Raw genomic sequence first — 24,555 nt, 5'->3', positions numbered from 1 at the left:
ATGCCAACCCTGCTGCTGGCGATCATGACGGTGCTCGGCCTGTCCGGGGCGAGCTACGCGGTCGTCCGGTTCCGGCGGGACCTCGACCTGCTGCGCCGGGGTGCCCGGGTGCCGGGTGAGGTGGTGGAACTGCGACCCGTCACGTTCGGCTACGGCCCCCGGACGTACCACCCGGTGGTGCGCTTCCGGACGGCCGACGGCCGGGAGGTGACCGCGACGCCGGGACGCTGGCGGCAGACCCCGCTGTCGGCGGCTCCCGGGCCGGTCACCGTGGTGCACGAGCCGTCCCGCCCGTCCCGGGTCCTGGTCGAGGCACCGGGGATCGGCACCTCCTCGGTGGTCGTCCCCTTCGTCACGCTGCTCGGCGTCAGCGTGATCGTGCTGGTCGTCGGCGGCGCGGTCTTCCTGCGCCTGGGCTGAGGGCCGGCGCCCGCCCGCCGACCAACGCGACCAGCGACCAGCGCCTGCCGACCGACAACCAGCGACCGGGCGACCGGCGACCGGCGACCCTCCATGGTGGTCGTTGGCGGGTTGGGACTACGGTCGGCCCCGCAGCACCGACGGACGACACGGGAATGGGGGCACGATGACCGCGCCGAACGGGAACGCGCCGACGGGCGACGTGATGGCGCAACTGATGGAGCGGATGCGGGAACAGCTGAGCCGCGGGGAGGAACTGCGCACCCGGCTGGCCGGCCTGACCGGGCGGGCGGAGAGCGAGGACGGGCTGGTCCGAGTCACCTGCACCGCCGAGGATCCCGCCCACGAGCTGCACCTCGACCCGCGCGCGCTGCGCCTGCCGGCGACCGACCTGGCGGAGCTGATCGCTGACCTGCTCCGCAAGGCCCGGGCCGACCTGCAGCGCGAGACCAGCGAGGCGCTGCGCGAGCTGACCGGCCCGGCCGGCCCGGAGGCGCTGGTGCACGACCCGGCGGCGGCGCAGGCCAAGCTGGCGCAGCTCAACGACCTGGTCAGCGGGCCGCTCCGGGAGAGCACCCAGATGTTGGAGCGGCTGCGGCGCCAGCTGGGCGTCTGACGGGACCGGCCCGGAGCGGGGTCAGCGGCCGCGCCGCGCCCGCTTCGCGGCCGCCCGGAGGAACACGACGGCGAGCGCCACCAGCACCGCCAGCAGGGCGGAACCGACGAGCAGCGGGGCGACGAGCCAGCTCATCAGGTTCACCGTGGCCCGGGTGTCGTTGCCCCAGCCGGCGACCTGCTCGCCCTCGCGTACCGAGCCGCCGCCCACCGGGCCCTGGACCACCGTGCCGTCGGAGAGCTGCCAACTGCCGCGGCACCGCTCGGTCGCCTTCGGACCGTCGAGGTCGCAGGACTCGACCCGGATGGTCACCCGCTCGGCGCCGATCGCGTTGCGTCCCAGGCCGATCGGGAGCGCCAGGGCGACGGCGACCAGGACGACCGGCACCAGCAGCCGCTGCCAGCGCGGCCGGCGGGCCATCCGGGACACGTAGTCGTCGGGCGGCGTCGGGGCGGATCGTCCGGACGGCATGGCTCGGAGGCTACCAGCGCGGGGCATCCCGCCCCAGCCATGATCCGATAGGCTGTCCGCGCTCCACAACCGACGTCGATCGCGCCAACGGGGAGGGCCGATGATCGAGGTGGACCCGCCGGCGATCCGTGCGCTCGGCGAGACGATCGAGCGTGCGGTCGGCCCGGCCCTGGACGCCTGCACCGACCTGCTGGAGTCCGCCCGCGCCATCACCCACAGCAACTTCACCTCGGTGGTGCCCCACCTGGCGGTCGCCTACGTCGGCGCCGTCGAGTTCGTCGAGGAGGAGCTGCGCAGCAAGCGCGAGCACCTCACCGAGATCCGGTCGCGGTTGTCCAGCACGGCGGACAACTGGGAGGCCACCGAGACCGCCAGCACCATCGCCACCCGCTGAGGACGCCGGAGAAACCCCATGGCAGACCCGACCTACCCTGCGATCGCCGCCAAGGCCGCGCTGGTGGAGATCTCCGTGGCCGCGGCGGTCATCCCGGCCGCCTGGCCGGTCGCCCAGATCGTCTACTTCAACCAGTGCGACCCCGAGACGATCATGCGCAAGGGTGGCGACTGGCTCTCGATGTACGACCAGCTCGGCACCGCCCGCGACAACCTCGACTCGGCCGTCGGCACGCTGACCCCCGCCCAGTGGAGCGGCCGCGACCGGGACGCGTTCGGCGTGCACGTCCGCAAGTACGAGGTCCAGGTCATCGGCACCCAGGTGCTCGCCGTCACGGTGGGCGTCACCATGCTCTGCGTCGGCGCCATCCTGCTCTGCCTGGTGGTGGCGTACACGGTGGTCTCCACCATCCTGTTCGCCTTCGCCACCTTCATCGCGGCCGCCGCGGCGACCGTCGTCGGCTCGCCCGCCGCGGCCTCCGCCCTGGCCACCGCGAACTCCTTCGCCGCCTCGGCGCTCGGGTTCCTGAAGGGGATCGAGGCGATGGCCGAGGCCGTCGCCACCGGTGGGGCGGCGGCGATCGCCGCGGCCGGTGCGTTCGACGTCGGCATGCAACTGGGCACCGGCCGCACCGACGTGCTGAAGGACCTGGTCCAGGCCACCGTCGACGGGCTCGACAACGTGGCCGCCGGGTTCCTCTCCAAGTGGGAGCGGGACTTCGTCGGCTACGGCATCCACAGCAGCGGCCGGCACATCGCCGGCTCCCCCAACGGTCCGGGCTACCTGATCTACGGCGGGATGACGCAGGTGGCGCCGGCCGGCGCGGACGCCGACGGCGACACCGTCTGGGGCACCTCGGGTGTGGTGGACAACGTCTGGTCGCGGGTCTTCGGCGGGGACGTCTGGAACCACTGAGCCGGTCGTCCGGGTCGATCTCGCCGGGCGCGGCCGCCCAACTGCCGCGCAACTGCCGGCCGGCGGCGCACCGCCACCGGGCCGCCTGCCGCGATCAGCTCCAGCGGTTGCCGGTGAGCCGCTCGTAGACGTCCACGTAGCGGGCCCGGGTCGCCTCGACCACCTCGGCCGGCACCTCGGGGGCGGGTGCCTGCTTGTCCCAGCCGCTGTCGGTGGCCCAGTCCCGGACGTACTGCTTGTCGTAGGAGAACTGGACCCGCCCCGGCTGGTACGACTCGGCCGGCCAGAACCGGGACGAGTCCGAGGTGAGCAGCTCGTCGCCGAGCATCAGCGTGCCGTCCGCCGCCCAGCCGAGCTCGATCTTGGTGTCGGCGACCAGGATGCCCCGGTCCGCGGCGAGTTCGGCGCCCCGCCGGTAGACGTCGAGGGTGATCTGCCGCAGCCGCTCGGCGGTCTCGGCGCCCACCTTGTCCACCACCTCGGCGAAGGTGATCGGCTCGTCGTGCTCCCCCACCGGCGCCTTGGTGGACGGGGTGAAGATCGGCTCGGGCAGGATCGACGCCTCCACCAGGCCGCGCGGCAGCGGCACGCCGGAGACCGCGCCGGTGCGCTGGTACTCGCGCAGGCCGCCGCCGGTCAGGTAGCCCCGGGCGACGCACTCCACCGGGACCATCTCCAGCCGCCGGCAGCGGATCGCCCGGCCGGCGAACTCGTCCGGCACGGCGGTGGCGGAGAGGACGTGGTTGGGCACCAGGTCGGAAAGCTGCTCGAACCACCACAGCGAGAGCGCGGTGAGCAGCTTGCCCTTGTCCGGGATCGGCGTGGGCAGCACCACGTCGTAGATCGAGATCCGGTCGGAGGCGACCAGGATCAGGTCGTCGCCGTCGGCGTAGACGTCCCGGACCTTGCCCGAGTGCAGAAGTTCCACGTGCCCTAGTACACCACGCGCCCGGCGTACGCCCGGTCGCCGGTGCTGCCGGCGGAGAGCCACATCCGGGCGGGACCGGGTGTGGCCGGACGGCCGTTGACACCCTCCGGTGGCGCCTGCGTGAATGATCCGACCCGCCCGCCCGGTACCCAGGAGGCCCCGTGCCCGCCGTCCGCCCCAGCCCGCACCGTGCCGGCGCGGATCCGGGTCGACGCCGGGTGCTCGCCGCGCTGCTGGGCGCTCCGGTCCTCGGGCTGGCCGGGTGCACCGCGGAGGAGGCCGCCCCGACCGACGACGGGCCGGTCGAGCTGTCGGTCTTCTGGTGGGGCGGCACCGCCCGGGCCGAGCGGACCGAGCAGGCGCTGCGGCTCTACTCCGAGCGCAATCCCCGGGTCACCTTCCGGGTCACCTGGCAGGGCAGCGGCGGCTACTACGACCGGCTGGCCACCCAGGCCGCCGGCGGCAACGTGCCCGACCTGTTCCAACTCGACGACAACGTGCTCACCGAGTACGCGGAGCGCCAGATCGTCCTCGACCTCGGCCGGTACGTCGCCGACAAGCGGCTGGACCTGAGCGCCCTGCCCCCGGGCCTGGCCCGGTACGGCGAGGTGGCCGGGCAGCCGGTCGCTGTCCCCGCCGGGCAGACCGCGGCCGCGCTGGTGTTCAACCGCGACCTGCTGCGCCGGCTGCGGGTGCCGGAGCCCCGCACCGGGATGAGCTGGGACCAGTACGTCGCCTGGGCGCAGCAGGTCACCCGCGCCGGGGACGGCCGGGTCGCCGGCACCATGGACCCGTCCGGCGACCACCGGGCGCTCTGGCTCTGGCTGCGGGCCCGGGGTGGCGAGTTCTACCGCGGCCGGCAGCTCGGCTTCGCGGCCGACGCGCTGGCCGAGTGGTTCGCACTGTGGGAGCGGGCCCGGGCGGGCCGGGCCACGCCGAGCGCCACCCTGGTGGAGCAGGCCGACAGCGGTGAGCCGGCCCGGCAGCTCGTGGTCACCGGGGCCACCGCCGCCTCGTTCGCCTGGTCGCACCAGCTACCGGAACTGCAACGGCTGGCCCGGGACGAACTGGCGTTGGCGGCCCTGCCCGGCCCGCCGGCGGCCCAGTGGGCCCGCGCGTCGATGTACTGGGCGGCCTTCCGCGGCACCCGGCATCCGGCCGTGGTGGTGGACGTGCTCAACTTCCTCACCACCAACGGCGAGGCTGGCGCCGTGCTCGGGCACGACCGGGGCCTCAGCGCCAGCCTGGCCGTCCGCCGCTACACCGAGGGCGTCCTCGCCGACCCGGTGGAACAGCGCGCCGCCGCCTTCGGCGCCACGCTGGCCAACGGCCTGGGCCCGGCACCGAACCCGCCCCCGGCGGGCCACCCTCGGGTCCGCGCGCTGCTGCTCGACGCCGCCGAGAGCGTCCGGGCCGGCCGGGCCGAGGCCCGGGCCGCCGCGACCCGGTTCCTGGCCCAGGCCAACGCCGCGTTGGCCTGACGAGGCACCGACCCCCGGACGTCCCGACACCCGGACGTCACTGCGGGCGGACGGATCAGCGCGGCGGGCCACCCCGGCGGTTGCGGGTCATCCGGAACACCAGGTAGACGATGACGGCGACCACCACCAGGCAGCAGAGCAGCCCGAAGAACCCGAAGCCGCCGCCGCGCCGCCGCCGCGCGGCCTCCACGACCAGCTCACCCGTGCCGGTCGACGCCCAGGCCGCCACGGGCACGAAGACGGACAGCACCACCGCACCAAGGACCGCGCTCAGCCGGCCCCACCACTTGCCGAAAGCAGACATGTCCCCATCCTCGCCGAGAACCGCAACCCGGGCAGGACGGTCGACGGTGAATCGCCGTCGGGGGGATGTGTCGGCACGGGAAACGCCGAAGGGCCCCGGAGATCATCCGGGGCCCTTCGGGACAGTAGCGGGGACAGGATTTGAACCTGCGACCTCTGGGTTATGAGCCCAGCGAGCTACCGAGCTGCTCCACCCCGCGTCGGCCTCACCACTCTATCGCATCCGCACCGGGATGATCAGCCGCCCCCCGGATCCCCGCCGTCAGGGCCGCCGACCAGGCCACACCGCCGGTGGGACGGCTGTGACGCCGGGAGGGCTTGAGACAGCCGGTGTGCACGGAGCTGTCCGAAGCCGGCCCGCCGTGGGCCCGGAACACGGATCGGCCCCGAGAGAGAACTCTCTCGGGGCCGATCCGATGTGGTAGCGGGGACAGGATTTGAACCTGCGACCTCTGGGTTATGAGCCCAGCGAGCTACCGAGCTGCTCCACCCCGCGTCGGTCCGTCAACCGTAGCGCACCACCCCGGGGTGCCGCAAAACGACCCCTCGGCTCACCCCAGCCAGTCCTCGATGGCGGCCACCGCCCGGCGGCTGTCGGCGTCGACCTGGGACCGCTCGCTGGAGGTGTTCTCCCAGCCCTGCTCCCACAGCACGGTGACCACGTCACCGACCCGGATCGCCCGGACCAGCCGCACCTCGTCGCCGCCGGCCGGATCGCCGTAGCCCTCCCGCGTCGCCGAGCGCATCTCGAACAGCACGGACTCGTCGCCGTAGCCGCTGTCCGGCAGCAACCGCTGCCGCGAGGTCGATGGCGTGTTGTTGCTCTGCGCGTCCTGCTCGGGGCAGTCGCGTACCGCCTGGCGCAGTTCCCGCAGGAAGTCATCGGCCCGGCCGGACCGGTAGATGGTGATCGTCTGCGCGTAGCTGCCGTCCGGGACGTACCCCTCGGGGGTGCCGGCCAGCCGGTAGGCGACGTTGCGGCTGCGGCTCTGCACGATCGCGGCGGCGCTGGAATAGCGGGCATCGCAGAGCTCCGGCAGCATGGCCTTGTCCCCGATGGCCGTTTCCGAACCGGTACGGTTCGCCTTCGCCAGGGTGAAGAACGCCCGGTCGGGAATCGAGGTGGGCGTGCGGGGCGCCGCACTCGTCGACGGACCGCCCGGGCCGGCGCCCTGCGTGGTCGACGTGGCCGGCGGTGTCGACGGCGTCGCCGACGGGGTCGGGGACGGCATGGGCACCGTCGGCGTCGGGGTCGGCGTCGTCGCGGGTGGGGGCGCGGGGGCCGGGTTCGCGGTGAGGGTCAACCGGGCACCGGTCACCACCCCGCCGACCAGCACCGCCACCGCGAGCGCGCCGCCCGCGGCCCGGAGGCGGGCCCGTCGGTCGGCCCGACGCCGGAGCACCTCGGGAAGCGCGAGCTGCCCACGGTCGGCGTCCTCGGCGAGCGAACGGTAGAGATCGGACACGTCACGCGACATCGTTGGCCTCCATCTCCGCGGCGGAGTAGTCGGGCAGCAGCGCCGCCAGCCGGGCCCGGCCCCGGGAGAGCCAGGACTTGACGGTGCCGGTCGGCACCCCCGTCTCCCGGGCGATCTCCGCCACCGACATGTCGAAGAGGTAGTGCAGGGCGAGGGCCTGCCGCTGGGCGGCGGGCAGCTGGCGCAGCGCGCCCACCAGCAGCACGCTGTCCTCGGTGGGGGCGGGCACCGGCGGCGGCGGACCGTTGCGGCTGAGCACCCCGCGCAGGCCGTGCAGGCGGCGCCACCGGTCGGTCGCCAGCCGGGCCACCACCAGCCGCAGCCAGGCCTCGGGAGCCGGATGGCTGACCAGCTTCCCCCACTGCCGCCAGGCTCGGGCGAACGCCTCCTGCACCAGGTCCTGGGCCTCGGTGTAGTCGCCCGCGACCGCGTAGCCGTACCGGAGCATCCGCCGGGAGGTGCTCCGGTAGAACTCGTCGAAACTCTGCGCGTCCCTCATGACCCGACCACGCATCCCCCCGGTTCCTCGCCCTGTCTTGCAGACAGGACGGCGCACCCGGTGAGCAGGTTGCACGCCCCGGGCCGGGAATTCGGTCGGCTGGACGACACGGCCCCCGGCGCCGGGGACCGGGGTCGGTCCGCGAGGCCGGGGGCCACGTCGTGGTACGGCGGGTCAGCCGCCGCTCGGGGTGGGTGGCGCGCTGCCGCTCGGGCTCGGCGCCGGGCTGCCGCCCGGGGTCGGGGTGGCCGCCGGGGCGGCCGCCTGCTGCGCCTGCTGGAACGCGGTCAGCGCCTCGTCGAGCGCCTTCAACGCGCGGCCGTACCGCTCGAAGTCGCCGGACGCCTGGGCGGCCCGCACCTCGGTGATCGCGGCCTGGACCCGGTTGGCGGCCTCGGCCAGCTCGCCGGTGAGCGCCGGCGGGGTGGTCGGCGTCCCGGTCGGCGGCGGGGTGCCGCCGGTGGGCGGCGGCGGGGCGCCCTGGGCGGCCCGCTTGCCCTGCTCGACGAGCTGCTTGATGCCGTCGGTGAGGTTGTCGGCCAGCGCCACGTAGGAACCGCCGTCGCCGTACGACAGCAGCACCTTCTGCAGCAGCGGGTACGCGTCCTGCTGGTTGCTCTTGACGTAGACCGGCTCGACGTAGAGCATCCCGTCGCCGAACGGCAGCGACAGTAGGTTGCCGTACTGCACCTGGGCCTGGTTGGAGGAGAGCAGGTTCAGCTGCTGGCGGATGTTGGCGTTGTTCGTCATCTGCTGGTGCACCTGCACCGGGCCGGAGATCCGGGTCTGGTCCGGCAGCTCCAGCACCTCCAGCCGCGGCTGCCCGTCGACGTACGACCCGGAGATCAGCGCGGCCAGGTTCTGCCGCCCGTTCGGGGTGACCGCCGAGGTGAGCTGGAACCGCGGCGCTTCCTGGCCGGGGAACTGGGTGAACAGGTAGTACGGCGGCTGCTTCTGCCCGCTGTCCGGCGCGTCCGGCACGTTCGGCACCTGCCAGAAGTCCTGCGCGGAGTAGAAGTCGCCGGGGTTGGTCACGTGGAACTTGGTGAGCAGGTTGCGCTGCACCTTGAACAGGTCGGCCGGGTAGCGGAAGTGCTCGGCCAGCTCCGCCGGGATCTGCGCCTTGGGCAGCACCAGGTCACCGCCGAACGCCTTGTTCCATGCCTTGAGCACCGGGTCGGTCTCGTCGAACTCGTAGAGCTTGACGGTGCCGTCGTACGCGTCGACGGTGGCCTTGACCGAGTTGCGGATGTAGTTGACGTTCTCCCGGGCGAGCTGGAACGTGCCCCGCCCGGTCAGCTCGTCGGTGGTCTCCTGCTGGAGGTTGACCCGCTCGGCGTACGGGAAGGTCGCCGAGGTGGTGTAGCCGTCCACGATCCACTGCACCCGACCGTCGATCACCGCCGGGTACGGGTCGCCGTCGAGGGTGAGGAACGGCGCGACCTTCTCCACCCGGTCCCGCGGGTTGCGCACGTAGAGCAGCTTGGAGTTGTCGTTGACCGCCTCGGAGAGCAGGAAGTTGGACTCCTGCTCCTTGATGGCGTAGAGCAGCCGGCGCATGAACGAGCCGATCTCGACGCCGCCCTCACCGGTGTAGGTGTAGTAGGCCTCGCCGGCCTCGCCGCCCTCACCGACCGGCCGGTCGAACTCGGCCGGTTCGGCCCCCGAGTCGGCCTTGCCGACGATCGCGTAGTCGCCGGCCTCCATCCGCTCGCCGTAGTAGATCCGCGGCTGGCTGGCCGGGATCTGCTCGGTCTGCGAGGAGCAGGCCTCCTGCGCCTTCTCGCCGAGGAAACCGGAGACGAAGAACGGCTGGCCACCGCAGACCACCTGGTTGGCCGGCGCGGCCACCAGCCCATAGCCGTGGGTGTAGACGGTGTGCCGGTTGATCCAGTTGGCCTGCTGGGCGGTCAGCTCGCCGTAGTTGATCTCCCGGACGCCGACCACGTAGTCGGAGGTCTTGCCGTTCACCCCGTACCGGTCGATGTCCAGCTTGGGGCCGAAGTCGTAGAAGCCGCGGACCTGCTGCAGCTGGGTGTAGGTCTCGCTGACCAGCTGCGGGTCGAGCAGCCGGACGTTCGGCACCACCGAGGTGTCGGTGGCCAGGCTCGGCGGCGGGGTGAGGTTCGCCGCCGCGTACGGCGTGGTCTTGGTGGCGTCCAACCCGAACGCGGTCCGGGTGGCGTCGATGCTGCGCTGGATGTACGCCGCCTCCTTGTCCCGGGCGCTCGGCTTGACCTCGAAGGTCTGCACCGCCCACGGGTAGATGCCGCCGATCGCGACCGCGGAGACGCCGAGCAGGGCCAGCGAGATGCCCGGCCAGACCAGGTTCCGCATCCACGCGTTGGAGAACACGATGATCGCGATGGCCACCACGACCGAGATGTAGGCGAGGATCTCCTTGGCCGGCAGCAGCGCGTTGACGTCGGCGTAGCCGGCGCCGTAGACGTTGGCGCCGTCGTTGTACTCCAGCAGCATGGCCCGCCGGTCCAACACGTACGCGACCGCCTTGAGCAGCACGAAGACGGCGACCAGGGTGCTCAGGTGGGCCCGGGCGGCGTTGCTCATCCGGTCGCCCACGCCCTGCAGCCGGACCCCGCCGAAGATGTAGTGCACGGCCAGCGCGCCGATCAGGGAGAGCACCACCGCGGTGAAGCCGACCCCGAGCAGGTAGCGCCAGAACGGCAGCTCGAAGACGTAGAAGCCGACGTCCACCCCGAACTCCGGGTCCTTGACGCCGAAGTCACCGCCGTTGCGGAAGAGCAGCCACTGGTTCCACCGGCTCTGCGCGCTCAGCCCGGCGAAGAGGCCGATCACCGCCGCGACCAGCGCGATCCACAGCCCGAGCCGAGGGCTCAGCAGCATCCGGTAACGCTCCAGGGTGGCCTGTTCGGGCGAGTGCGGACGCATCCGCGGGCGCAGCCGGTGGGCGAGCCAGAGGTTGCCGCCCACGATGACCGCCATGCCCAGCCCGACGGTGAGGAAGAGCAGCAGCCGGGTGGACAGCACGCCGGTGAAGACCTGGGTGTAGCTGACCTCGTCGAACCACAGCCAGTCCGTCCACGCCTGTACACCCCAGCCCAGCAGGGTGAAGAGCACGAACACCCCGACCAGGACACCGATCGTGACGCGTCCGCGTCGGCTCATCCTCGGCAGGGGGCTGCTGCTACGCATGACCACTGTTGGCTCCGCACGCTCGATGTGATCGGCTCCGACCAGGCACCCAGAGTACGGGGTCTTCCTGAACGTGTCGGGTCACGGTCGCGCGGCAGCCGCGTGCCGCCGGTCGCGGCCCGCCCGCCGCGCCGCTCGGCGACCCGTCGGGCGCCGCTCTCCGGGCTGCTCAGCGGCCCGTTCCGGGCCGCTTTCCGGGCTGCTCGGCGAGCCTGTCCGGGCCGCCCGCGCCGGGCGGGGCGACCGAGATACGAACGGCCGGTGCCGGCCCGGTCGGCCGGCGGTCAGCAGTGGGTGGGCTGACCGCCCGCGCGCAGCGTCTCCAGGGCGGCGAGCGCCTCGTCCAGCGAACCCACCCTGACCAACGGCAGGCCGGGCTGCGGGTTGCGGACGGCCTCCGCGCAGTTGTCCGCCGGCACCAGGAACGCCGTCGCGCCGGCCTCCCTGGCCCCGACCAGCTTCTGGGCGATGCCGCCGATCGGACCGACCCGGCCCTCGTCGTCGATCGTCCCGGTGCCGGCGATGATCCGGCCGCCGGTCAGGTCCTCCGGGGTCAGCTTGTCCACGATGCCGAGGGCGAACATCAGGCCGGCGCTCGGGCCGCCGATGTCCTCCAGGTCGATCTTGATGGTGAACGGGTGCGGCTGCTGCTGCTCGATCTCGATCCCGATCCGGGGCCGGCCGTCCTGCTCGCGGCTGGTCACCGACGCGGTGGTCGCCGCGCCGTCCCGGGTGTAGCCGATCGTAAGCCGGCTCCCGGCCGGCTTCGCCCGGATCAGCTCGGTGAGCCTTGACGCCACCGGCACCGGCTGCCCGTCCACCGAGGTCACCACGTCGCCGGGCTTGAGCACCCCGGCCGACGGCCCGTCGGCGGCGACCGTCTTGACCACCACCCGCACCGGGAAGCCCAGTTCGCGCAGCGCCGCGGTCTCGGCGCTGGTCTGCGAGACCTTGAAGTCCTCGGCGTTGCGCTCCTCGACCTCCTGCTGGGTCTCCCCCGGCGGGTAGACCAGCTCGCGCGGCACCACCGCCTCATCGTCGGAGAACCAGCCGGCCAACGCCGACCGCAGTTTGACCGAGGGCTGGACGCCGACCGTGGTCAGCCGCAGCTGACCGGCGGAGGTCGAGGTCTCCCGGCCGGTCACCTCGATGACGTCCTTGCCGTCCTCCTTGCCCAACGTGTTCACGGTCGGCCCGGGACCGAGCACCACGTACGGGATGGGCGCGCCGAGCACGCCGATGCTGAGCAGGGTGGTGAGCAGAGCACCGAGCAGGACGGTCACGCCGCGACGTCTCATGCGGCAGAGCGTACCGACCGGGGTGGGGCGTCCCGGTGGGCGAACCGCGACTTCGCCCTCAGCGCAACGCCAGCGGGGGTGACCCGGGGCGTGGCACGCGTACCGTAGACGTCGTGCCTGATATTCCGTTCGGTTTCGCGCTCCCGGGTGGGCAACCACCAGACCCCAACGACCCCGCGCAGATGCAGCAGTTCATGTCGCAGTTGCAGCACCTGCTCTCCGCGTCGGGCAGCGGGCCGGTCAACTGGGACCTGGCCCGGCAGGTGGCCGCCAGCCAGCTCGCCGCCGCGGGCGACCCGGCGGTCTCGCCCTACGAGCGCAACGCGGTGGAGGAGGCGCTGCGGCTCGCCGACCTCTGGCTGGAGCCCGCCTCCGCGCTGCCCTCGGGCATCCAGACCTCGCTGGCCTGGAACCGCAACGAGTGGATCTACAAGACCCTGGACGTCTGGCGCAAGCTCTGCGACCCGGTGGCCAGCCGGATGGTCGGCGCGATGGGCGACCTGGTGCCGCCGGAGGCACGCGCCCAGCTCGGCCCGATGCAGTCGATGGTGGCCACCCTCGGTGGCGCGCTCTTCGGCGGCCAGCTCGGCCAGGCGCTCGGCTCGCTCGCCGCGGAGGTGCTCTCCGCCGGCGACATCGGGCTGCCGCTCGGCCCGGCCGGCACGGCCGCGCTGATCCCGGCCAACATCCGGGCGTACGGCGAGGGCCTCGAACTGCCCGAGGACGAGGTCCGCCTCTACGTGGCCCTGCGCGAGGCCGCCCACCAGCGGCTCTTCCAGCACGTGCCGTGGTTGCGCGGGCACGTGCTGAGCGCGGTGGAGACGTACGCCGCCGGCATCCGGGTCAACCGGGAGGCGATCGAGGAGGCGATGGGCCGGGTCGACCCGACCGACCCGGAGTCGATGCAGGCGATCGCGCTGGAGGGCATCTTCACCCCGGAGGACAGCCCGGCGCAGAAGGCGTCCCTGGCCCGGCTGGAGACCGCCTTGGCGCTGGTCGAGGGCTGGGTCTGCCACGTGGTGGACAGCGCCGCGGGCGGCCGGCTGCCGAACGTGGTCCGGCTCGGCGAGGCGTTCCGCCGGCGCCGCGCCGCGGGCGGACCGGCCGAGCAGACGTTCGCCGCGCTGGTCGGCCTGGAGCTGCGGCCGCGCCGGCTGCGCGAGGCGGCGGCGCTCTGGGCGGCGCTCACCGAGCACCGCGGGATCGCCGGCCGGGACGCCCTCTGGGGTCACCCCGACCTGCTCCCCTCGGACGACGACTTCGCCGACCCGGTGGCCTTCGCGATGGCCGAGTTCGACCTCAGCGAGCTGGAGAACTTCGACTTCTCCGCCCCCGGTGGCCCGGAGGAGCAGCCGCCGGGCGGCCCGGAGCGGCGCACCGACGACTCCGACGGCGACGACGACCGCCGCTGACCACCGCGACCGGGCCGGCCGGCGGCCTACCACCCCGCCGGCCCGGGCCACGCCCCGACCCCGGCCTCGGCACACCTCGACCTCGGCACACCTCGACCCGGACCACGCCTCGACACCGCCTGGGGCACGCCTCGTCGCGCCCGGGGCAGCTCAGCCGGGCGCACGCCCCAGGGTTGGGTCAGCCGGGTTGGCCGGCGCCGGAGAGCAGCGCGCGGGTGGCCTCCCAGCCCTCCACCGCCGGGTCGAGCCGGCTCAGGTCGCCGGGGCCGCGGAGCCGGTGCCAGCCGGGGGTCACGGCCAGGTCGCCGGGGCTCGGCGCCGCCGTCCGTACGGCCGCCGGCTGCCCGCGTTCCAGGTCCACCGCCGGCAGCCACGCCGGTACGGGCAGCCGGGCAGCCACCCCGAGCAGCCCGGGACCGCCCTCGACCGGCGCGACCGCCAGCGGCCGGCTGGTCAGCGGCCGGAGCAGCTTGCCGATGATCAGTCCGGGCAGGTCCGGGGCGTCGCCGGCGAGGACGGCCGCCTGGTCGTAGCCGTCCAGGGCGGCGAACACCGCGTTCGGGTTGGGCTCGGGCACCTCGTACACCTCGGTGCCGGGCCAGACCACCGCGTCGGCGAGCCACCGGTCGGCCGGGGTCACCGCCACCGCGGTGTGCACCTCGTTGAGCGTGGCGAGCAGGTCGACCACGTCCTCGGCGAGCGCGGTCCGCCAGGCCGTCCGGTCGATGCCCGGCGGCGCCCAACTCACCGGGCCGAGCAGCGCCACCACCACACGTCGTGCCACGCACCGACCCTACGCGGACCCGGCACACCCCACCGACCCACCGCCCCGCCCTGGTCGACGCCAGGCCGGTCGCGTCGCGATGGCTTCCCACCGTTGATCCACTCCACTTCCCGGATGTCGCGGTATCAACGACGCCCAGATACCCCCATGCACGGCAAACGGAGTGGATCACGAGGCCACCCCGATCCGGCCGCGGCGCGGCGTCCGGGCGGGAGCGTCAGTCGGCCAGCGGTGTGCCGGCGGCGGCCGCGACGCCCTCCAGGTAACCCCGGGCCCGCTCGGTCTTCGGGTACCGGCCGACCAGCGCCCAGAACCGGGCGTTGTGGCTGGGCACGATGAGGTGCGCCAGCTCGTGCAGCAGCACGTAGTCGATGACCCAGTCGGGCATGTCCTGGACCCGGTGGGAGAGCCGGATGGTGCCGTCGGCGGGGGTGCAGGAACCCCACCGGCCGTTCTGGTTGGTGACCCAACGGACGCTCGCCGGTACGGCCTGCGCGCCGTGCTCGGGCAGGTAGAGCTTGATCAACCGGGTGGCCCGGACCAGCAGCTCGTCGTCGGACCGGGCCAGTCGCCCCTCCCGGGCGGCCAGCCGGGCGAGCATCCGGTCGACCCACTCGCTCTCCTCGGCCCGGGAGAACTGGTCGGGAATGAGGACGACCACCCGCTCACCGTCGCGGTAGGCGGACACCGTGCGTCGCCGGCGCTGGCTGCGCCGTACCTCGACGACCGGCTTCCGCACCCCTGCCATCAGCGGGCCGCGCAGCCTCGGATTCCTGCCACGAAGGAAAGCTACTGCGTAGTGACCAGGGGTCCGCAAGGGTCAACCCTTCGACACGCGCCCGGAAAATGGGGATTGGTCGCCAGGAGTCCCGAAAAATTCTTAGCCGGACCCCCGCGGCGCACCACCGTCACCCTTCGTGGCGGACGGCGGGCCGCGTACACCGGCTCCCCTCCACCGTAGGTGATCACCGGTCCGGGCGCCGCTCGGGGGGCCGACAACGGCTTTCGGGGCGGTTCGGTCGGCGTGTCCTCGCCAAACTGACTTATCCGACGTAATTCGCCATGCACACTCTCGACGTCGACTTCCTCACAGTGTCGATGCACAGCTGACATGGAACCGCCCACACCTGGGTAGGGTCCGCGGACCAGCGGTCACGTGGGTGGCCGCGGAGAACGACCCAGCGCCGGTGCCCCGCGTGGCCCGCCGCCGGGACAACCGCCGGTAGGCAGTGACCGGCGGACGAGACGAGGAGGGCACCGTGGCCGACCAGGCCCAGACCTACAACGGTTACTGCGTCAAGTGCAAGGAGAAGCGCGACTTCGAGGGACGCATCGAGGTCAGCAAGACCGGGATGAACATGGCCAAGGGCAAGTGTCCGGTGTGCGGCACAACAGTGAACCGCATCCTGGGCAAGGCGAAGGTCTGACCCGGATCGGGCGTGCGGGAGGGGTGGCCGAGGGCCACCCCTCCCGCTTTTCGCTCCTACTGTCGGGTGCCTGACACCGGTTACCGGCCGGTTGTGGATATCTCGCCAATTCCTGTGGACGACCCTGGACAGGATGCCGCGCACCTGTGGACAACGATCGACGGACAGCAGGGGAACGGTCACGATCCGTCGTATGACCCGCCCCCCGCAGCCCCGGAACACCCCGCTGCCCCGGCCCACCCTGCTGCCCGGGATCACCCGGCTCTGGCGTGACCGGCACACCCTCCAACTCGGGGTCGAACCGGGCCGGGCCGTCCTGCTCGAGGTCGCCGACCCGCGCGCGGCCCGACTGCTCGACCTGCTCGACGGCAGTCGCAGCGAACGCCGCGTGCTGGCGTACGCGGCCGACGCCGACGTCCGGCCCGACCACGCCCGTACGCTGCTCGACGCGCTGCGGACGGCGGGCCTGGTGGTGCCCGCGCACACCCTGCTGCCCCGGGAACTGGCCGGACCGGCCCGGACCCGGCTCGGAGCGGAGGCCGGCGCGCTGGCCCTGGCCGCCGCCCGGCTGCCCGGCACCCCCGCCCAGGTGCTGCGCCGCCGGCTGGCCGCCCGGGTGCTGGTCAGCGGGTCCGGGCCGCTCGGTGCCGCGGTCGCCGTCGCGCTCGCCCAGGCCGGCGTCGGGCACGTGCACCCGGACCTGGCCGGCCCGGTCCGACCGGCGGACCTGGTCGGCGCCGGCATCCCGGCCGCCGAGGTCGGCCGCCCGCTCGCCACGGCGGTACGCGACGCCGTCGACCGGGCCGCCCCCGGCACCCGCACCGGACCGCTCCGACGGGGGCGGGTCGACCTGGTGGTCCGGCTCGGCGCCGACCGGCCGGCCGCGCTGCTCGCCGCCGGGTACGCCCAGCGGCGCCAGCCACACCTGCTGGTCGCCCTGCGCGAGGGCGTACCGGTGATCGGGCCGCTGGTCCGACCCCCGGTCGGGCCCTGCCTCAACTGCCTCGACCTGCACCGGACCGACCGTGACCCGGACTGGCCGGCGATCGCCGCGCAACTCGCCGCCGAGCGGCCGGAGCCGGCGTGCGCCGCCGCCACACTGCTGGCCGCCGGCGGGTACGCGGCCGGCGAGGCGCTGGCCCAGCTCGACGGCGGCACCCCGGAGACGCTCGGTTGCGCCGTGGAGGTGGCCGGACCGGGCCGGTTCCGGCGCCGGGTCTGGCCGCCGCACGCCTCCTGTGGGTGTTCCGGAGGGCGGCGTTGAGCACCGAGGGCGGCGCAGAGCAGCAGCGGGACCCTCGCGTCGGTAACAATGACCGGGTGACCGACATCCCGCGCCGGGCCGTGTCCCGGACCGCAAAGCTCGCCGCTCTGCCGCTCGGCTTCGCCGGTCGGACCGTCCTCGGCATGGGAAAGCGCGTCACCGGGCTCGCCTCCGACGTGATCTCCGCAGAGATCCAGCAGCGCACCGCCGAGCAGCTGTTCAGCGTGTTGGGGCAGCTCAAGGGCGGGGCGATGAAGTTCGGCCAGGCGCTGTCGGTCTTCGAGGCGGCGCTGCCCGAGGAGATCGCCGCGCCCTACCGGCAGGCGCTGACCAAGCTTCAAGAGGCCGCGCCGCCGCTGCCGGCGGCCAGCGTGCACAAGGTGCTCACCGAACAGCTCGGGCCGGACTGGCGTGACCGGTTCGTGGAGTTCGACGACACTCCCGCCGCCGCGGCCAGCATCGGCCAGGTGCACCGGGCGATCTGGCGGGAGCCGGGGTACGGCCCCTCCGGCGCCCCGAACACCCGGGACGTGGCCGTCAAGATCCAGTACCCGGGCGCCGGCGACGCCCTGCTCGCCGACCTGAAGCAGCTGTCCCGACTCGGCGGGATGTTCCGGGCGATCCAGCCCGGACTGGACGTCAAGCCGCTCCTGGTGGAGCTGCGGGAACGGATCACCGAGGAACTGGACTACGAACTGGAGGCGGAGTCGCAGCGCGCCTTCGCGTCCGCGTACGCCGACGACCCGGAGATCTACATCCCGTCGGTGGTCTCCGCCTCGCCCCGGGTCCTGGTCACCGAGTGGGTCGAGGGCACCCCGCTGGCCGACATCATCCGGTCCGGCAGCGAGGAGCAGCGTGACGAGGCGGGCCGGCTGATGGCCATCCTGCACCTGTCCGCGCCGCAGCGGGCCGGCCTGCTGCACGCCGACCCGCACCCGGGCAACTTCCGGCTGCTGCCGGACGGCCGGCTCGGCGTGATCGACTTCGGCGCGGTGGCCCGGATGCCGGAGGGCACCCCCGAGCCGATCGGCCGGATCGCCGCGCTGGCCCTGCGCGGCAACGCCGACGAGGTGGTGTCGGGCCTGCGGGCGGAGGGCTTCATCGGCTCCGCCGAGGAGATCGACGCCCAGTCGGTGCTCGACTTCCTCCGGCCGATGCTGGAGCCCATCGCCGCCGAGGAGTTCCGGTTCACCCGGGCCTGGCTGCGCGCCGAGGCGGCCCGGCTGGCCAGCCCCCGCTCGCCCGCCTACCAGCTCAGCCGGCAGCTCAACCTGCCGCCGTCGTACCTGCTGATCCACCGGGTGACGCTGGGCTCGATCGGCGTGCTCTGCCAACTGGAGGCAAAGGCGCCCTACCGGGGCATCCTGGAGCGCTGGCTGCCCGGTTTCGCCCCGGTCGCCTGAACCGGGACAGACGCCGAGGGGCGGGCGGCCGGGAAACCGGCCACCCGCCCCTCGTCATCGGTGGATCAGAGAACGCCCAGGTCGCGCGCCGACTGCTTGCGGCTGTTCATGGCGACGCTACGGGCGGATCGGGTTGCCTCAGTGCTCGTGGTGGTACGACCGGCCTGAGGCCGGCGCATTCGAGCCCGGGACAACGCTTCATGGAGTAGTTGCATCTCGAAGGCTCCGTTCGGAACGTGCAGCATGGTGGTCAGCTCTTTCGTCGCCGGCATGGCACCGGCGGGGTGGATACGGATCGGGTTCATGTCAGGCCGCCAGCCGGACCGCGTTCCGCGCCCCGGACAGCCCACTGGCCGCCAGGCGCGCCTCGGCCTCGACCCGGAGCGCGGCGTCCCGGGCGACGTCCTCCTTGCGCGGACGGCCACGGGGCCGCTTGCGCGGAACGACCGCGCCACGCTCGAAGATCTCGCCACCCCAGACGCCCCAGGGCTCGGACCGCTCGACCGCACCCGCGAGGCACTCGACGCGCAGCGGGCAGTCCCCGCAGAGCGACTTGGCCAGCTCGAGCTCGGCGGGCGAGTCGGAGAACCACAGGTCGGGGTCGAACTTCCGGCAGGGCAGGTTCGCCTCCAGCTCAACGCTCACGTCGAGCGGGGCCAACGCCAGACTCATCGCCCGGTCACCTCTCTCTCACTTCGATCTCGTGGATCGCATTTCCGACGTACTTCGGCGGGACAAAAACTGAGGCCGCGGATCCCGGTATGCGGGTTCCGCGGCCTCGAGGTGAGCCGGTGGTCTGGTGGTCAGACCGGTCTACCTCGAGGTGGAACGCCGCGGACATCCGTGCGCTTCTTGGCGCCATCGATGCCCATGCCGGTGAAGCCACTGGTCCCCTGGACTCCGTTCGGCACGGTGGCGAGGATCAGCTCGGCCTGAGCCTCGACCTGGTGCACCTGCGGAGCCGACGGTCGCGTGGCCGCGACGGCAACCCGGACAGCCGACAGCGGAGCGACGGCAGCGGGCAGCGCCGCCGGACGCTCGTTGATGTAGAAGATCTCCATTGGTGCCACCTCCCTGACGTTCACTCGTGATCGGCTCGGTCTCAGCCTCTTGAGCAGCCCGAATGGCGCCGCTCGCGAGGTGTGCCATGAGGCTATTCCTCGGCCCCCGGCGAGGGCAAACGATTTACGGCCAGATTTCAAAAGTTTTCTTCGGGCAGAACGTCGTCGACCGTCGCGCCGCCCACCAGCGCCAACACCGACTCCCCGTAGAGGCCCAGTTTGCGGGGCCCGATCCCGGCGATCGCGATGAGTTCCTCGGGGCGGCCCGGCCGGCGTTCGGCGAGCGCGGTCAGGGTGGCGTCGGTGAAGACCACGTATGCCGGGACCTTCTGCGCGCCGGCCACCCGTGACCGCCACTCGTGCAGCCGAGCGTGCAGCTCCTCGTCGATGTCCGACGGGCAGGTGGCGCAGCGGCCGAGCTTGCGGTCCGGGCCGGCGAGCAGGGTGGCGCCGCAGATCCGGCAGGAGACGATCTGGGTCCGGCGCCGCTCCGTACGCCGGGCCGGGCGGGCGCCGGCCCGTTCGGCGCCGCCGCCGGAGCGGTCCAGCTGGGGCAGGAACCGGGACGGCCGCCGGGCCCGTCCGCCCGGCGAGCGGGCCGCGGCGTACGACAGCCAGAGCCACTCCCGGGCCCGGGTGATGCCGACGTAGAGCAGCCGGCGCTCCTCCTCGACCTGCTCGACCGTCTTGGCGTACGTGGTGGGCAGGGTGCCCTCGGCGAGCCCGACCAGGAAGACGGCGTCCCACTCCAGGCCCTTGGCCGAATGCAGGGAGGCCAGGGTCACCCCGTCCACGGTCGGCACGTGCTGGGCGGCGGCCCGCCGGGCCAGCTCGTCGTTGAAGTCCGCCAGGGTGACCGGGCGCTCCACCGCGGCGGCCGGGCCGATCGGCAGCACCTCGGGGGTGGCCGCGTACTCCTCGGCGAGCTGGACCAGCGCGGCGAGCGCCTCCCACCGCTCCCGGGCGGCGCCGCCGGCCGGGGCGGCGTCGGGCGCCCAGCCGACCGCGCCGAGCGCCTCGACCACGGCCGCCGGCAGCGGCGTCTCCCCCGGGATCGCTCGGGTGGCGGCCCGCAGCGCCACCATCGCCTGCCGCACCTCGGCCCGCTCGAAGAACCGCTCCGCCCCCTGCACCTGGTACGGCACGCCCGCCTCGGTCAGCGCCTTCTCGTACGCCTCGGACTGCGCGTTGGTGCGGAACAGCACGGCGATCTCGCGGGCCGGGGTGCCCGCGTCGACCAGCGCCCGGCAGCGGGCCGCCACCGCGGCGGCCTCGGCCGGCTCGTCGGTGAAGATCCGCAGCTCCGGTTCCGGGCCGGGCGGGCGCTGGCCGACCAGCTCCAGGCGCAGCCGCGCCTCGGCGCCGCGCGCCTGGGAGATGACCGCGTTGGCCAGCCCGACCACCTGCGGGGTGGACCGGTAGTCGCGGACCAGCCGGACCACCGTCGCCCCCCGGTAGCGGCGGGGGAAGTCGACCAGGTAGCCGGAGGTGGCTCCGGTGAAGGAGTAGATGGTCTGGCTGGCGTCGCCGACCACGGTCAGGTCGTCGCGGCCACCCAGCCAGGCCTCCAGCAGCCGCTGCTGGAGCGGGTTGACGTCCTGGTACTCGTCGACCACGAAGTGCCGGTACTGGCCGCGGACCTGCTCGGCGACGTCGGCGTGCTCCTCGATGCCCCAGACCGCGGCGCGCAGCATGTCCTCGAAGTCGATCACCCCGTTGCCCCGCTTGAGCCGTTCGTACGCGGCGAAGACGTCGGCCACCTTCGCCGGCTCGTGCGGGGTGTCGCGCAGCGCCTTGGCCGCCGCCACCACGTACTCGGCGGGCTCGACCAGCGACGACTTGGCCCACTCGATCTCACCGGCGAGGTCCCGCGCGGCGGCCCGGTCGGTGCGCAGCCCCACCTTGGCGGCGGCGAGGGTGACCAGTCGGACCTTGCTGTCCAGCAGCTCGGGCATGGCCCGGCCCTCCAGCAGCCGGGGCGCGAAGTAGCGCACCTGGCGCAGCGCCGCCGCGTGGAAGGTCCGCGCCTGGACCCCGCTCACGCCGAGCGCGGTGAGCCGGGCGCGCATCTCGGCGGCGGCCCGGGCGGTGAAGGTGACCGCCAGCACGTGTCGGGCCGGGATCTCGCCGGCGAGGGCCCGGTGGGCGATCCGGGAGGTGACGGCCCTCGTCTTGCCGGTGCCGGCGCCGGCCAGGATGCAGACCGGGCCAGCCGGGGCGGTCACCGCGGACCGCTGCTCCGGATCCAGGCCGGCGAGCACCCGTTCGGTCGCTGAGTGAACCCCCACAGCCCGGAATTCTCGCAGCCGCGCCGGACGTTACAGCGGTTAGCCCGGGCTTGATCGGCAAGCCGTGGCCGACTGTTGGAGGATCTGACCATGTTGACGATGTATTCCACCCCCTGGTGCGGCTACTGCCACCGGCTGAAGTCGCAGCTCGACCGGGAGGGCATCGGATACGAGGTGGTCGACATCGAGCAGGACCCGAAGGCCGCGGAGTTCGTGATGAGCGTCAACGGCGGCAACCAGACCGTGCCGACGCTCCGGTTCGCCGATGGCAGCGCCCTGACCAACCCCTCGATCAGCCAGGTCAAGCAGCACCTGGCCAGCCTCGCCAGCTGACCAACACCCCCGCCGGAGCGGCCGCCCCCAGGCGGCCGCTCCGCCGCGTCTCCCCCCGCTCCTCCCCGCTCCTCCCCGCTCCTCCCCGGTGATCATGAAGTTAGTGGCCGCGCCGCCGGCGTGTCGTGGCAACAACTTCATGATCGACCGGACGGCGCGGGGTGGGGAGCGGGGGGTGGTGGGTGGGAGCGGGGGGTGGGGTGAGGGTGCGGTGGTGCCAGAGGTAGCTGCCGGCGAGCAGGGTGGCCAGGCCGATCAGCGCGAAGAGCAGCCGGTAGTCCAGCACGCCGACGAGCAGCGCGCCGGCCCCGATGGAGAGCGCCTGCGGGCCGCCGACCACCGCCTCCGCGGCCGCGGCGACCCGACCGATCAGCCCGGCCGGGGTACGCCGCTGGATGAGCGTGTGCAGCCCGACCATGGTCAGCGGCAGCGAGACCCCGGCCAGCAGCACCGCCGCGAAGCCCAGCCACAGGCTCGGGTACGCCAGCGCCAGCGCCGCCGGCCCGAAGAGGGCGACCCCCGCGGCGAGCGTGCCGACCTCGCCCACCCGGCGTACCACGCCCGCCGAGAGCAGCCCGCCGAGCAGCCCGCCGATCCCCTGCACGGTGACCAGCACGCCGACGAACGCGGCGTCCCGGCCGAGCCCCCGGTCGACGTACGCGAAGATCAGTGACTCGCTGAAACCCATCACCAGGGAGCCCAGCCCGTAGCCGAACAGCGCCCGGCGCAGCGCCGGCTCACCGGCCAGGTGTCGCAGCCCCGCCCCGAGTTCGGCCGGCCAGCGCAGGGCCGCGGTCTCCGCCGGGCTCTCGGGCACCCGCAGCGCCCCGACCACGGCGGCCGCCACTCCGAAGCCGACCATCGCCAGCGCGGCCAGCAGCCACCCGCCCACGGCCGCATAGAGCCCGGCGCCGGCCAGCGGGCCGATCAGCCGCAGCCCCTGCCGGACGGTCTGCAGCACACCGTTCGCCTCGGCCAGCAGGTCGGCCGGGACCAGCTGCCGGATCAGCCCGCTGAGCGCCGCGCTGAGCGTGACGTACGACAGGCCGTACAGCGCCGCGACCACGTAGATGATCCACACGTCGGTCCGGTCGCCGACCGCGAACAGCGGCGTGAGCAGCGCCGCCGTGACCAGGTTGGCCACCACGAAGAACGGCCGGCGGGGATGGCGGTCGACGAACCAGCCGACCAGCGGCGCCAGGGTCATCGGCGCGATGACGGCGAAGATGGTCGCGCCGGCCAGGCCGTCCGACCCGGTCAGGTCCTTCACCCAGACGGCGAGCGCCAGCAGCAGGATCGACTCCGCGGCCATGCTGGCCAGCAGGCCGACGAAGAGCAGGCGGAAGTCCGGGCGGCGCAGGACGGTGCGCATGGGTCCCTCCGGCGGGATGGCCCGCGCCCGTGGACGCGGTCGGGGCGGCGGTGGTCGGGCCCGGCGGCGGGTCACCGACCGGCCGCACCCCTCCACGCTCCTCTTTTCTGCAAGACACGCCCTCGCCGGAACCACCGACGCCGGCCGCGCCGTCCATACTGACCGTGGGGGGCGAATTTCATACAGTTACCGTCGCGTCTGCGGCGGTCGACGGGAAAGAGGACACCGTGCCTCCTGCCTCACCCAGCCCGATCCTGCGTCGCCGCAGGTTGGGCACCGAGTTGCGCCGGCTGCGCGAGGCCGCCGGTCTCACCGGAGACCAGGTCATCGAGCGGATCGGTTGGGCCTCCGCGTCCAAGCTGTCGCGGCTGGAGAACGGGCGCAGCCGACCCGACCCGCAGGACGTGCGCGACCTGCTGGACCTCTACGGCGCGGACGAGGCGCTGCGCGAGGAGTTGCTGGGCATCACCCAGGAGGCCGGCGACATGCGTGGCTGGCTTCGGTCGTTCCCGGCGATGACCCCGCAGCAGCGCGGCTTCGCCGAGTTGGAGGCGGGCTGCGCGGAGATCTCCGAGTACAACCCGGTGCTGGTGCCCGGGCTGTTGCAGACGCCGGGCTACGCGCGGGTACGGATCGCCTCGGCCCGGCAGGTCGGCGAGGACGCCGGCGACCCGGACGCCGACGACACCGAGACCCAGGTGCAGGCCCGGCTGGCCCGCCAGAAGCTGCTCACCCGGGGCACCGACGCGCCCCGCTACACGGTCGTGCTGGAGGAGGCGGCGCTGGGCGGCCGGGCCGGGCCGCCGGAGGTGCTGCGCGAGCAGGTGATCCAGCTCTGCGAGCTGGCCATGTTGCCGAACGTCACGCTGCACGTGCTGCCGAGGGACACGCCGATCGGCGAGTGGTACCTCCCGCCGACCGCGTTCTCCCTCTACCGGTTCGCCGATCCGCTCGATCCGGAGACCCTCGCCATCGAGGGTGGGTTCACCGACGTCATGTCCACCGAGGCAAACACCCTAAATCGCTATAAAGTGGTGTTCGAGTGGTTATGTACGGCGGCGCTCTCCGCATCGGACACCCTCTCCTGGCTGATCGAGGCGACGGGGCGGCTGACCGAGACGGCGGCCCCGTCCACAGTGGCGTTCGGACCGGCAACGGCGCCGGTCCAGCGTCGCGGGCGTTCCGGGCGCCTGACCGAACGGTGATCCACGGGGGACCCAGGTCGGGACGTGCA

General features: G+C 73.4%; 23 protein-coding genes, 2 tRNA genes and 1 pseudogene. 11 read left to right on the top strand and 15 right to left on the bottom strand.

The window, feature by feature from the left end:
• Nucleotides 1-420, top strand: coding sequence for a DUF3592 domain-containing protein (locus GA0070609_RS01275; protein ID WP_088992083.1), 420 nt, complete (start codon nt 1-3; stop codon nt 418-420).
• Nucleotides 421-586: 166 nt separating this feature from the next.
• Nucleotides 587-1,036 (top strand): YbaB/EbfC family nucleoid-associated protein, encoded by a 450-nt coding sequence (locus GA0070609_RS01270; protein WP_088992082.1) that lies wholly within the window; start codon nt 587-589, stop codon nt 1,034-1,036.
• 21 nt (nt 1,037-1,057) lie between these two features.
• On the opposite strand, the gene GA0070609_RS01265 is transcribed toward GA0070609_RS01270, so the two are convergent.
• Nucleotides 1,058-1,507: a hypothetical protein gene (locus GA0070609_RS01265; protein WP_157748038.1), complete on the bottom strand. Its 450-nt coding sequence runs from the start codon at nt 1,505-1,507 to the stop codon at nt 1,058-1,060.
• A 100-nt stretch (nt 1,508-1,607) separates the two neighbouring features.
• Here GA0070609_RS01265 and GA0070609_RS01260 point away from each other — a divergent pair, with 100 nt between their 5' ends.
• Together GA0070609_RS01260 and GA0070609_RS01255 are read left to right on the top strand one after the other, a co-directional pair.
• Entirely contained in the window at nt 1,608-1,901 is a 294-nt protein-coding gene (locus tag GA0070609_RS01260) for a type VII secretion target (RefSeq protein WP_088992080.1), read from the top strand.
• Between the two features lie 18 nt (nt 1,902-1,919).
• Nucleotides 1,920-2,816, top strand: coding sequence for a hypothetical protein (locus GA0070609_RS01255; RefSeq protein ID WP_088992079.1), 897 nt, complete (start codon nt 1,920-1,922; stop codon nt 2,814-2,816).
• Nucleotides 2,817-2,910: 94 nt separating this feature from the next.
• Here the strand turns inward: GA0070609_RS01255 and GA0070609_RS01250 are convergent, their stop codons facing one another.
• Nucleotides 2,911-3,744 carry a phosphoribosylaminoimidazolesuccinocarboxamide synthase gene (locus GA0070609_RS01250; RefSeq protein WP_088992078.1) on the bottom strand — a complete coding sequence of 278 codons (834 nt, stop codon included), beginning with the start codon at nt 3,742-3,744 and terminating at the stop codon, nt 2,911-2,913.
• A 161-nt stretch (nt 3,745-3,905) separates the two neighbouring features.
• Here GA0070609_RS01250 and GA0070609_RS01240 point away from each other — a divergent pair, with 161 nt between their 5' ends.
• Nucleotides 3,906-5,225: an ABC transporter substrate-binding protein gene (locus GA0070609_RS01240; protein WP_088992076.1), complete on the top strand. Its 1,320-nt coding sequence runs from the start codon at nt 3,906-3,908 to the stop codon at nt 5,223-5,225.
• Nucleotides 5,226-5,280: 55 nt separating this feature from the next.
• Here GA0070609_RS01240 and GA0070609_RS01235 read toward each other — a convergent pair whose 3' ends face one another.
• From GA0070609_RS01235 to GA0070609_RS01205, 7 genes are all read right to left on the bottom strand, one after another.
• On the bottom strand, nt 5,281-5,529 hold the full coding sequence (locus GA0070609_RS01235) for a hypothetical protein (RefSeq protein ID WP_088992075.1): 249 nt from the start codon (nt 5,527-5,529) through the stop codon (nt 5,281-5,283).
• A 125-nt stretch (nt 5,530-5,654) separates the two neighbouring features.
• Nucleotides 5,655-5,728: transfer RNA gene (locus tag GA0070609_RS01230), tRNA-Met, on the bottom strand.
• 219 nt (nt 5,729-5,947) lie between these two features.
• Nucleotides 5,948-6,024 (bottom strand) — tRNA-Met (locus tag GA0070609_RS01225).
• A gap of 55 nt (nt 6,025-6,079) precedes the next feature.
• Nucleotides 6,080-7,006, bottom strand: coding sequence for a hypothetical protein (locus tag GA0070609_RS01220; protein ID WP_088992074.1), 927 nt, complete (start codon nt 7,004-7,006; stop codon nt 6,080-6,082).
• Entirely contained in the window at nt 6,996-7,505 is a 510-nt protein-coding gene (locus GA0070609_RS01215; protein ID WP_088992073.1) for a SigE family RNA polymerase sigma factor, read from the bottom strand. The genes GA0070609_RS01220 and GA0070609_RS01215 overlap by 11 nt, the downstream gene beginning before the upstream one ends.
• A gap of 174 nt (nt 7,506-7,679) precedes the next feature.
• Nucleotides 7,680-10,679: a UPF0182 family membrane protein gene (locus GA0070609_RS01210; protein WP_088992072.1), complete on the bottom strand. Its 3,000-nt coding sequence runs from the start codon at nt 10,677-10,679 to the stop codon at nt 7,680-7,682.
• A 284-nt stretch (nt 10,680-10,963) separates the two neighbouring features.
• The gene (locus GA0070609_RS01205; RefSeq protein ID WP_088992071.1) at nt 10,964-11,977 is read right to left on the bottom strand and encodes a YlbL family protein; all 1,014 of its coding nucleotides are present in this window, start codon (nt 11,975-11,977) and stop codon (nt 10,964-10,966) included.
• A gap of 182 nt (nt 11,978-12,159) precedes the next feature.
• On the opposite strand from GA0070609_RS01205, the gene GA0070609_RS01200 reads away from it, so the two are divergent.
• Nucleotides 12,160-13,389 (top strand): zinc-dependent metalloprotease, encoded by a 1,230-nt coding sequence (locus GA0070609_RS01200; protein WP_088992070.1) that lies wholly within the window; start codon nt 12,160-12,162, stop codon nt 13,387-13,389.
• A gap of 178 nt (nt 13,390-13,567) precedes the next feature.
• Here GA0070609_RS01200 and GA0070609_RS01195 read toward each other — a convergent pair whose 3' ends face one another.
• Both GA0070609_RS01195 and GA0070609_RS01190 read right to left on the bottom strand, forming a co-directional pair.
• Complete coding sequence (locus GA0070609_RS01195) at nt 13,568-14,173, bottom strand: hypothetical protein (RefSeq protein WP_088992069.1); 606 nt, start codon at nt 14,171-14,173, stop codon at nt 13,568-13,570.
• Nucleotides 14,174-14,390: 217 nt separating this feature from the next.
• Nucleotides 14,391-14,921, bottom strand: a complete 531-nt coding sequence (locus tag GA0070609_RS01190; RefSeq protein ID WP_088992068.1) for a M48 metallopeptidase family protein — start codon at nt 14,919-14,921, stop codon at nt 14,391-14,393.
• Nucleotides 14,922-15,432: 511 nt separating this feature from the next.
• Here GA0070609_RS01190 and GA0070609_RS33010 point away from each other — a divergent pair.
• The 3 genes from GA0070609_RS33010 (at nt 15,433) to GA0070609_RS01180 (ending at nt 18,267) form a co-directional block, all read left to right on the top strand.
• Nucleotides 15,433-15,600 carry a DUF5679 domain-containing protein gene (locus GA0070609_RS33010; RefSeq protein WP_165945332.1) on the top strand — a complete coding sequence of 56 codons (168 nt, stop codon included), beginning with the start codon at nt 15,433-15,435 and terminating at the stop codon, nt 15,598-15,600.
• Between the two features lie 193 nt (nt 15,601-15,793).
• Entirely contained in the window at nt 15,794-16,864 is a 1,071-nt protein-coding gene (locus GA0070609_RS01185; protein WP_088992067.1) for a hypothetical protein, read from the top strand.
• A gap of 56 nt (nt 16,865-16,920) precedes the next feature.
• Nucleotides 16,921-18,267: an ABC1 kinase family protein gene (locus GA0070609_RS01180; protein ID WP_088992066.1), complete on the top strand. Its 1,347-nt coding sequence runs from the start codon at nt 16,921-16,923 to the stop codon at nt 18,265-18,267.
• A 306-nt stretch (nt 18,268-18,573) separates the two neighbouring features.
• On the opposite strand, the gene GA0070609_RS01170 is transcribed toward GA0070609_RS01180, so the two are convergent.
• The 3 genes and pseudogenes from GA0070609_RS01170 to GA0070609_RS01160 all read right to left on the bottom strand — a co-directional run bounded on the left by GA0070609_RS01170 (nt 18,574) and on the right by GA0070609_RS01160 (nt 21,616).
• A complete protein-coding gene (locus GA0070609_RS01170; RefSeq protein ID WP_088992065.1) occupies nt 18,574-18,939 on the bottom strand; it encodes a WhiB family transcriptional regulator in 366 nt (121 codons plus the stop codon).
• Between the two features lie 131 nt (nt 18,940-19,070).
• Nucleotides 19,071-19,328 (bottom strand): hypothetical protein, encoded by a 258-nt coding sequence (locus tag GA0070609_RS01165; protein ID WP_088992064.1) that lies wholly within the window; start codon nt 19,326-19,328, stop codon nt 19,071-19,073.
• A gap of 124 nt (nt 19,329-19,452) precedes the next feature.
• Nucleotides 19,453-21,616: pseudogene (locus tag GA0070609_RS01160) on the bottom strand (ATP-dependent DNA helicase UvrD2).
• Nucleotides 21,617-21,706: 90 nt separating this feature from the next.
• On the opposite strand from GA0070609_RS01160, the gene GA0070609_RS01155 reads away from it, so the two are divergent.
• A complete protein-coding gene (locus GA0070609_RS01155; RefSeq protein ID WP_088992063.1) occupies nt 21,707-21,949 on the top strand; it encodes a mycoredoxin in 243 nt (80 codons plus the stop codon).
• Between the two features lie 100 nt (nt 21,950-22,049).
• On the opposite strand, the gene GA0070609_RS01150 is transcribed toward GA0070609_RS01155, so the two are convergent.
• Nucleotides 22,050-23,339, bottom strand: a complete 1,290-nt coding sequence (locus GA0070609_RS01150; protein ID WP_408630649.1) for an MFS transporter — start codon at nt 23,337-23,339, stop codon at nt 22,050-22,052.
• A gap of 209 nt (nt 23,340-23,548) precedes the next feature.
• Between GA0070609_RS01150 and GA0070609_RS01145 the strand changes: the two genes are divergently transcribed.
• The gene (locus GA0070609_RS01145; protein WP_088992062.1) at nt 23,549-24,526 is read left to right on the top strand and encodes a helix-turn-helix domain-containing protein; all 978 of its coding nucleotides are present in this window, start codon (nt 23,549-23,551) and stop codon (nt 24,524-24,526) included.
• Nucleotides 24,527-24,555 lie beyond the last annotated feature (29 nt).

It is taken from the genome of Micromonospora echinaurantiaca (assembly GCF_900090235.1).
GTDB classification, from domain to species: domain Bacteria; phylum Actinomycetota; class Actinomycetes; order Mycobacteriales; family Micromonosporaceae; genus Micromonospora; species Micromonospora echinaurantiaca.
The sequence above is the reverse complement of the archived record's forward strand: the minus strand, read 5'-3'. Positions and strand labels throughout refer to the sequence as shown.

Excerpts from the sequence above, each read along its gene's own strand:
- GA0070609_RS01275 (WP_088992083.1), top strand. The coding sequence starts at position 1 with ATGCCAACCCTGCTGCTGGCGATCATGACGGTGCTCGGCCTGTCCGGG.
- GA0070609_RS01270 (WP_088992082.1), top strand. The coding sequence starts at position 587 with ATGACCGCGCCGAACGGGAACGCGCCGACGGGCGACGTGATGGCGCAA.
- GA0070609_RS01265 (WP_157748038.1), bottom strand. The coding sequence starts at position 1,507 with ATGCCGTCCGGACGATCCGCCCCGACGCCGCCCGACGACTACGTGTCC.
- GA0070609_RS01260 (WP_088992080.1), top strand. The coding sequence starts at position 1,608 with ATGATCGAGGTGGACCCGCCGGCGATCCGTGCGCTCGGCGAGACGATC.
- GA0070609_RS01255 (WP_088992079.1), top strand. The coding sequence starts at position 1,920 with ATGGCAGACCCGACCTACCCTGCGATCGCCGCCAAGGCCGCGCTGGTG.
- GA0070609_RS01235 (WP_088992075.1), bottom strand. The coding sequence starts at position 5,529 with ATGTCTGCTTTCGGCAAGTGGTGGGGCCGGCTGAGCGCGGTCCTTGGT.
- GA0070609_RS01220 (WP_088992074.1), bottom strand. The coding sequence starts at position 7,006 with ATGTCGCGTGACGTGTCCGATCTCTACCGTTCGCTCGCCGAGGACGCC.
- GA0070609_RS01215 (WP_088992073.1), bottom strand. The coding sequence starts at position 7,505 with ATGAGGGACGCGCAGAGTTTCGACGAGTTCTACCGGAGCACCTCCCGG.
- GA0070609_RS01210 (WP_088992072.1), bottom strand. The coding sequence starts at position 10,679 with ATGCGTAGCAGCAGCCCCCTGCCGAGGATGAGCCGACGCGGACGCGTC.
- GA0070609_RS01205 (WP_088992071.1), bottom strand. The coding sequence starts at position 11,977 with ATGAGACGTCGCGGCGTGACCGTCCTGCTCGGTGCTCTGCTCACCACC.
- GA0070609_RS01200 (WP_088992070.1), top strand. The coding sequence starts at position 12,160 with ATGCAGCAGTTCATGTCGCAGTTGCAGCACCTGCTCTCCGCGTCGGGC.
- GA0070609_RS01190 (WP_088992068.1), bottom strand. The coding sequence starts at position 14,921 with ATGGCAGGGGTGCGGAAGCCGGTCGTCGAGGTACGGCGCAGCCAGCGC.
- GA0070609_RS01185 (WP_088992067.1), top strand. The coding sequence starts at position 15,794 with ATGACCCGCCCCCCGCAGCCCCGGAACACCCCGCTGCCCCGGCCCACC.
- GA0070609_RS01170 (WP_088992065.1), bottom strand. The coding sequence starts at position 18,939 with ATGAGTCTGGCGTTGGCCCCGCTCGACGTGAGCGTTGAGCTGGAGGCG.
- GA0070609_RS01165 (WP_088992064.1), bottom strand. The coding sequence starts at position 19,328 with ATGGAGATCTTCTACATCAACGAGCGTCCGGCGGCGCTGCCCGCTGCC.
- GA0070609_RS01155 (WP_088992063.1), top strand. The coding sequence starts at position 21,707 with ATGTTGACGATGTATTCCACCCCCTGGTGCGGCTACTGCCACCGGCTG.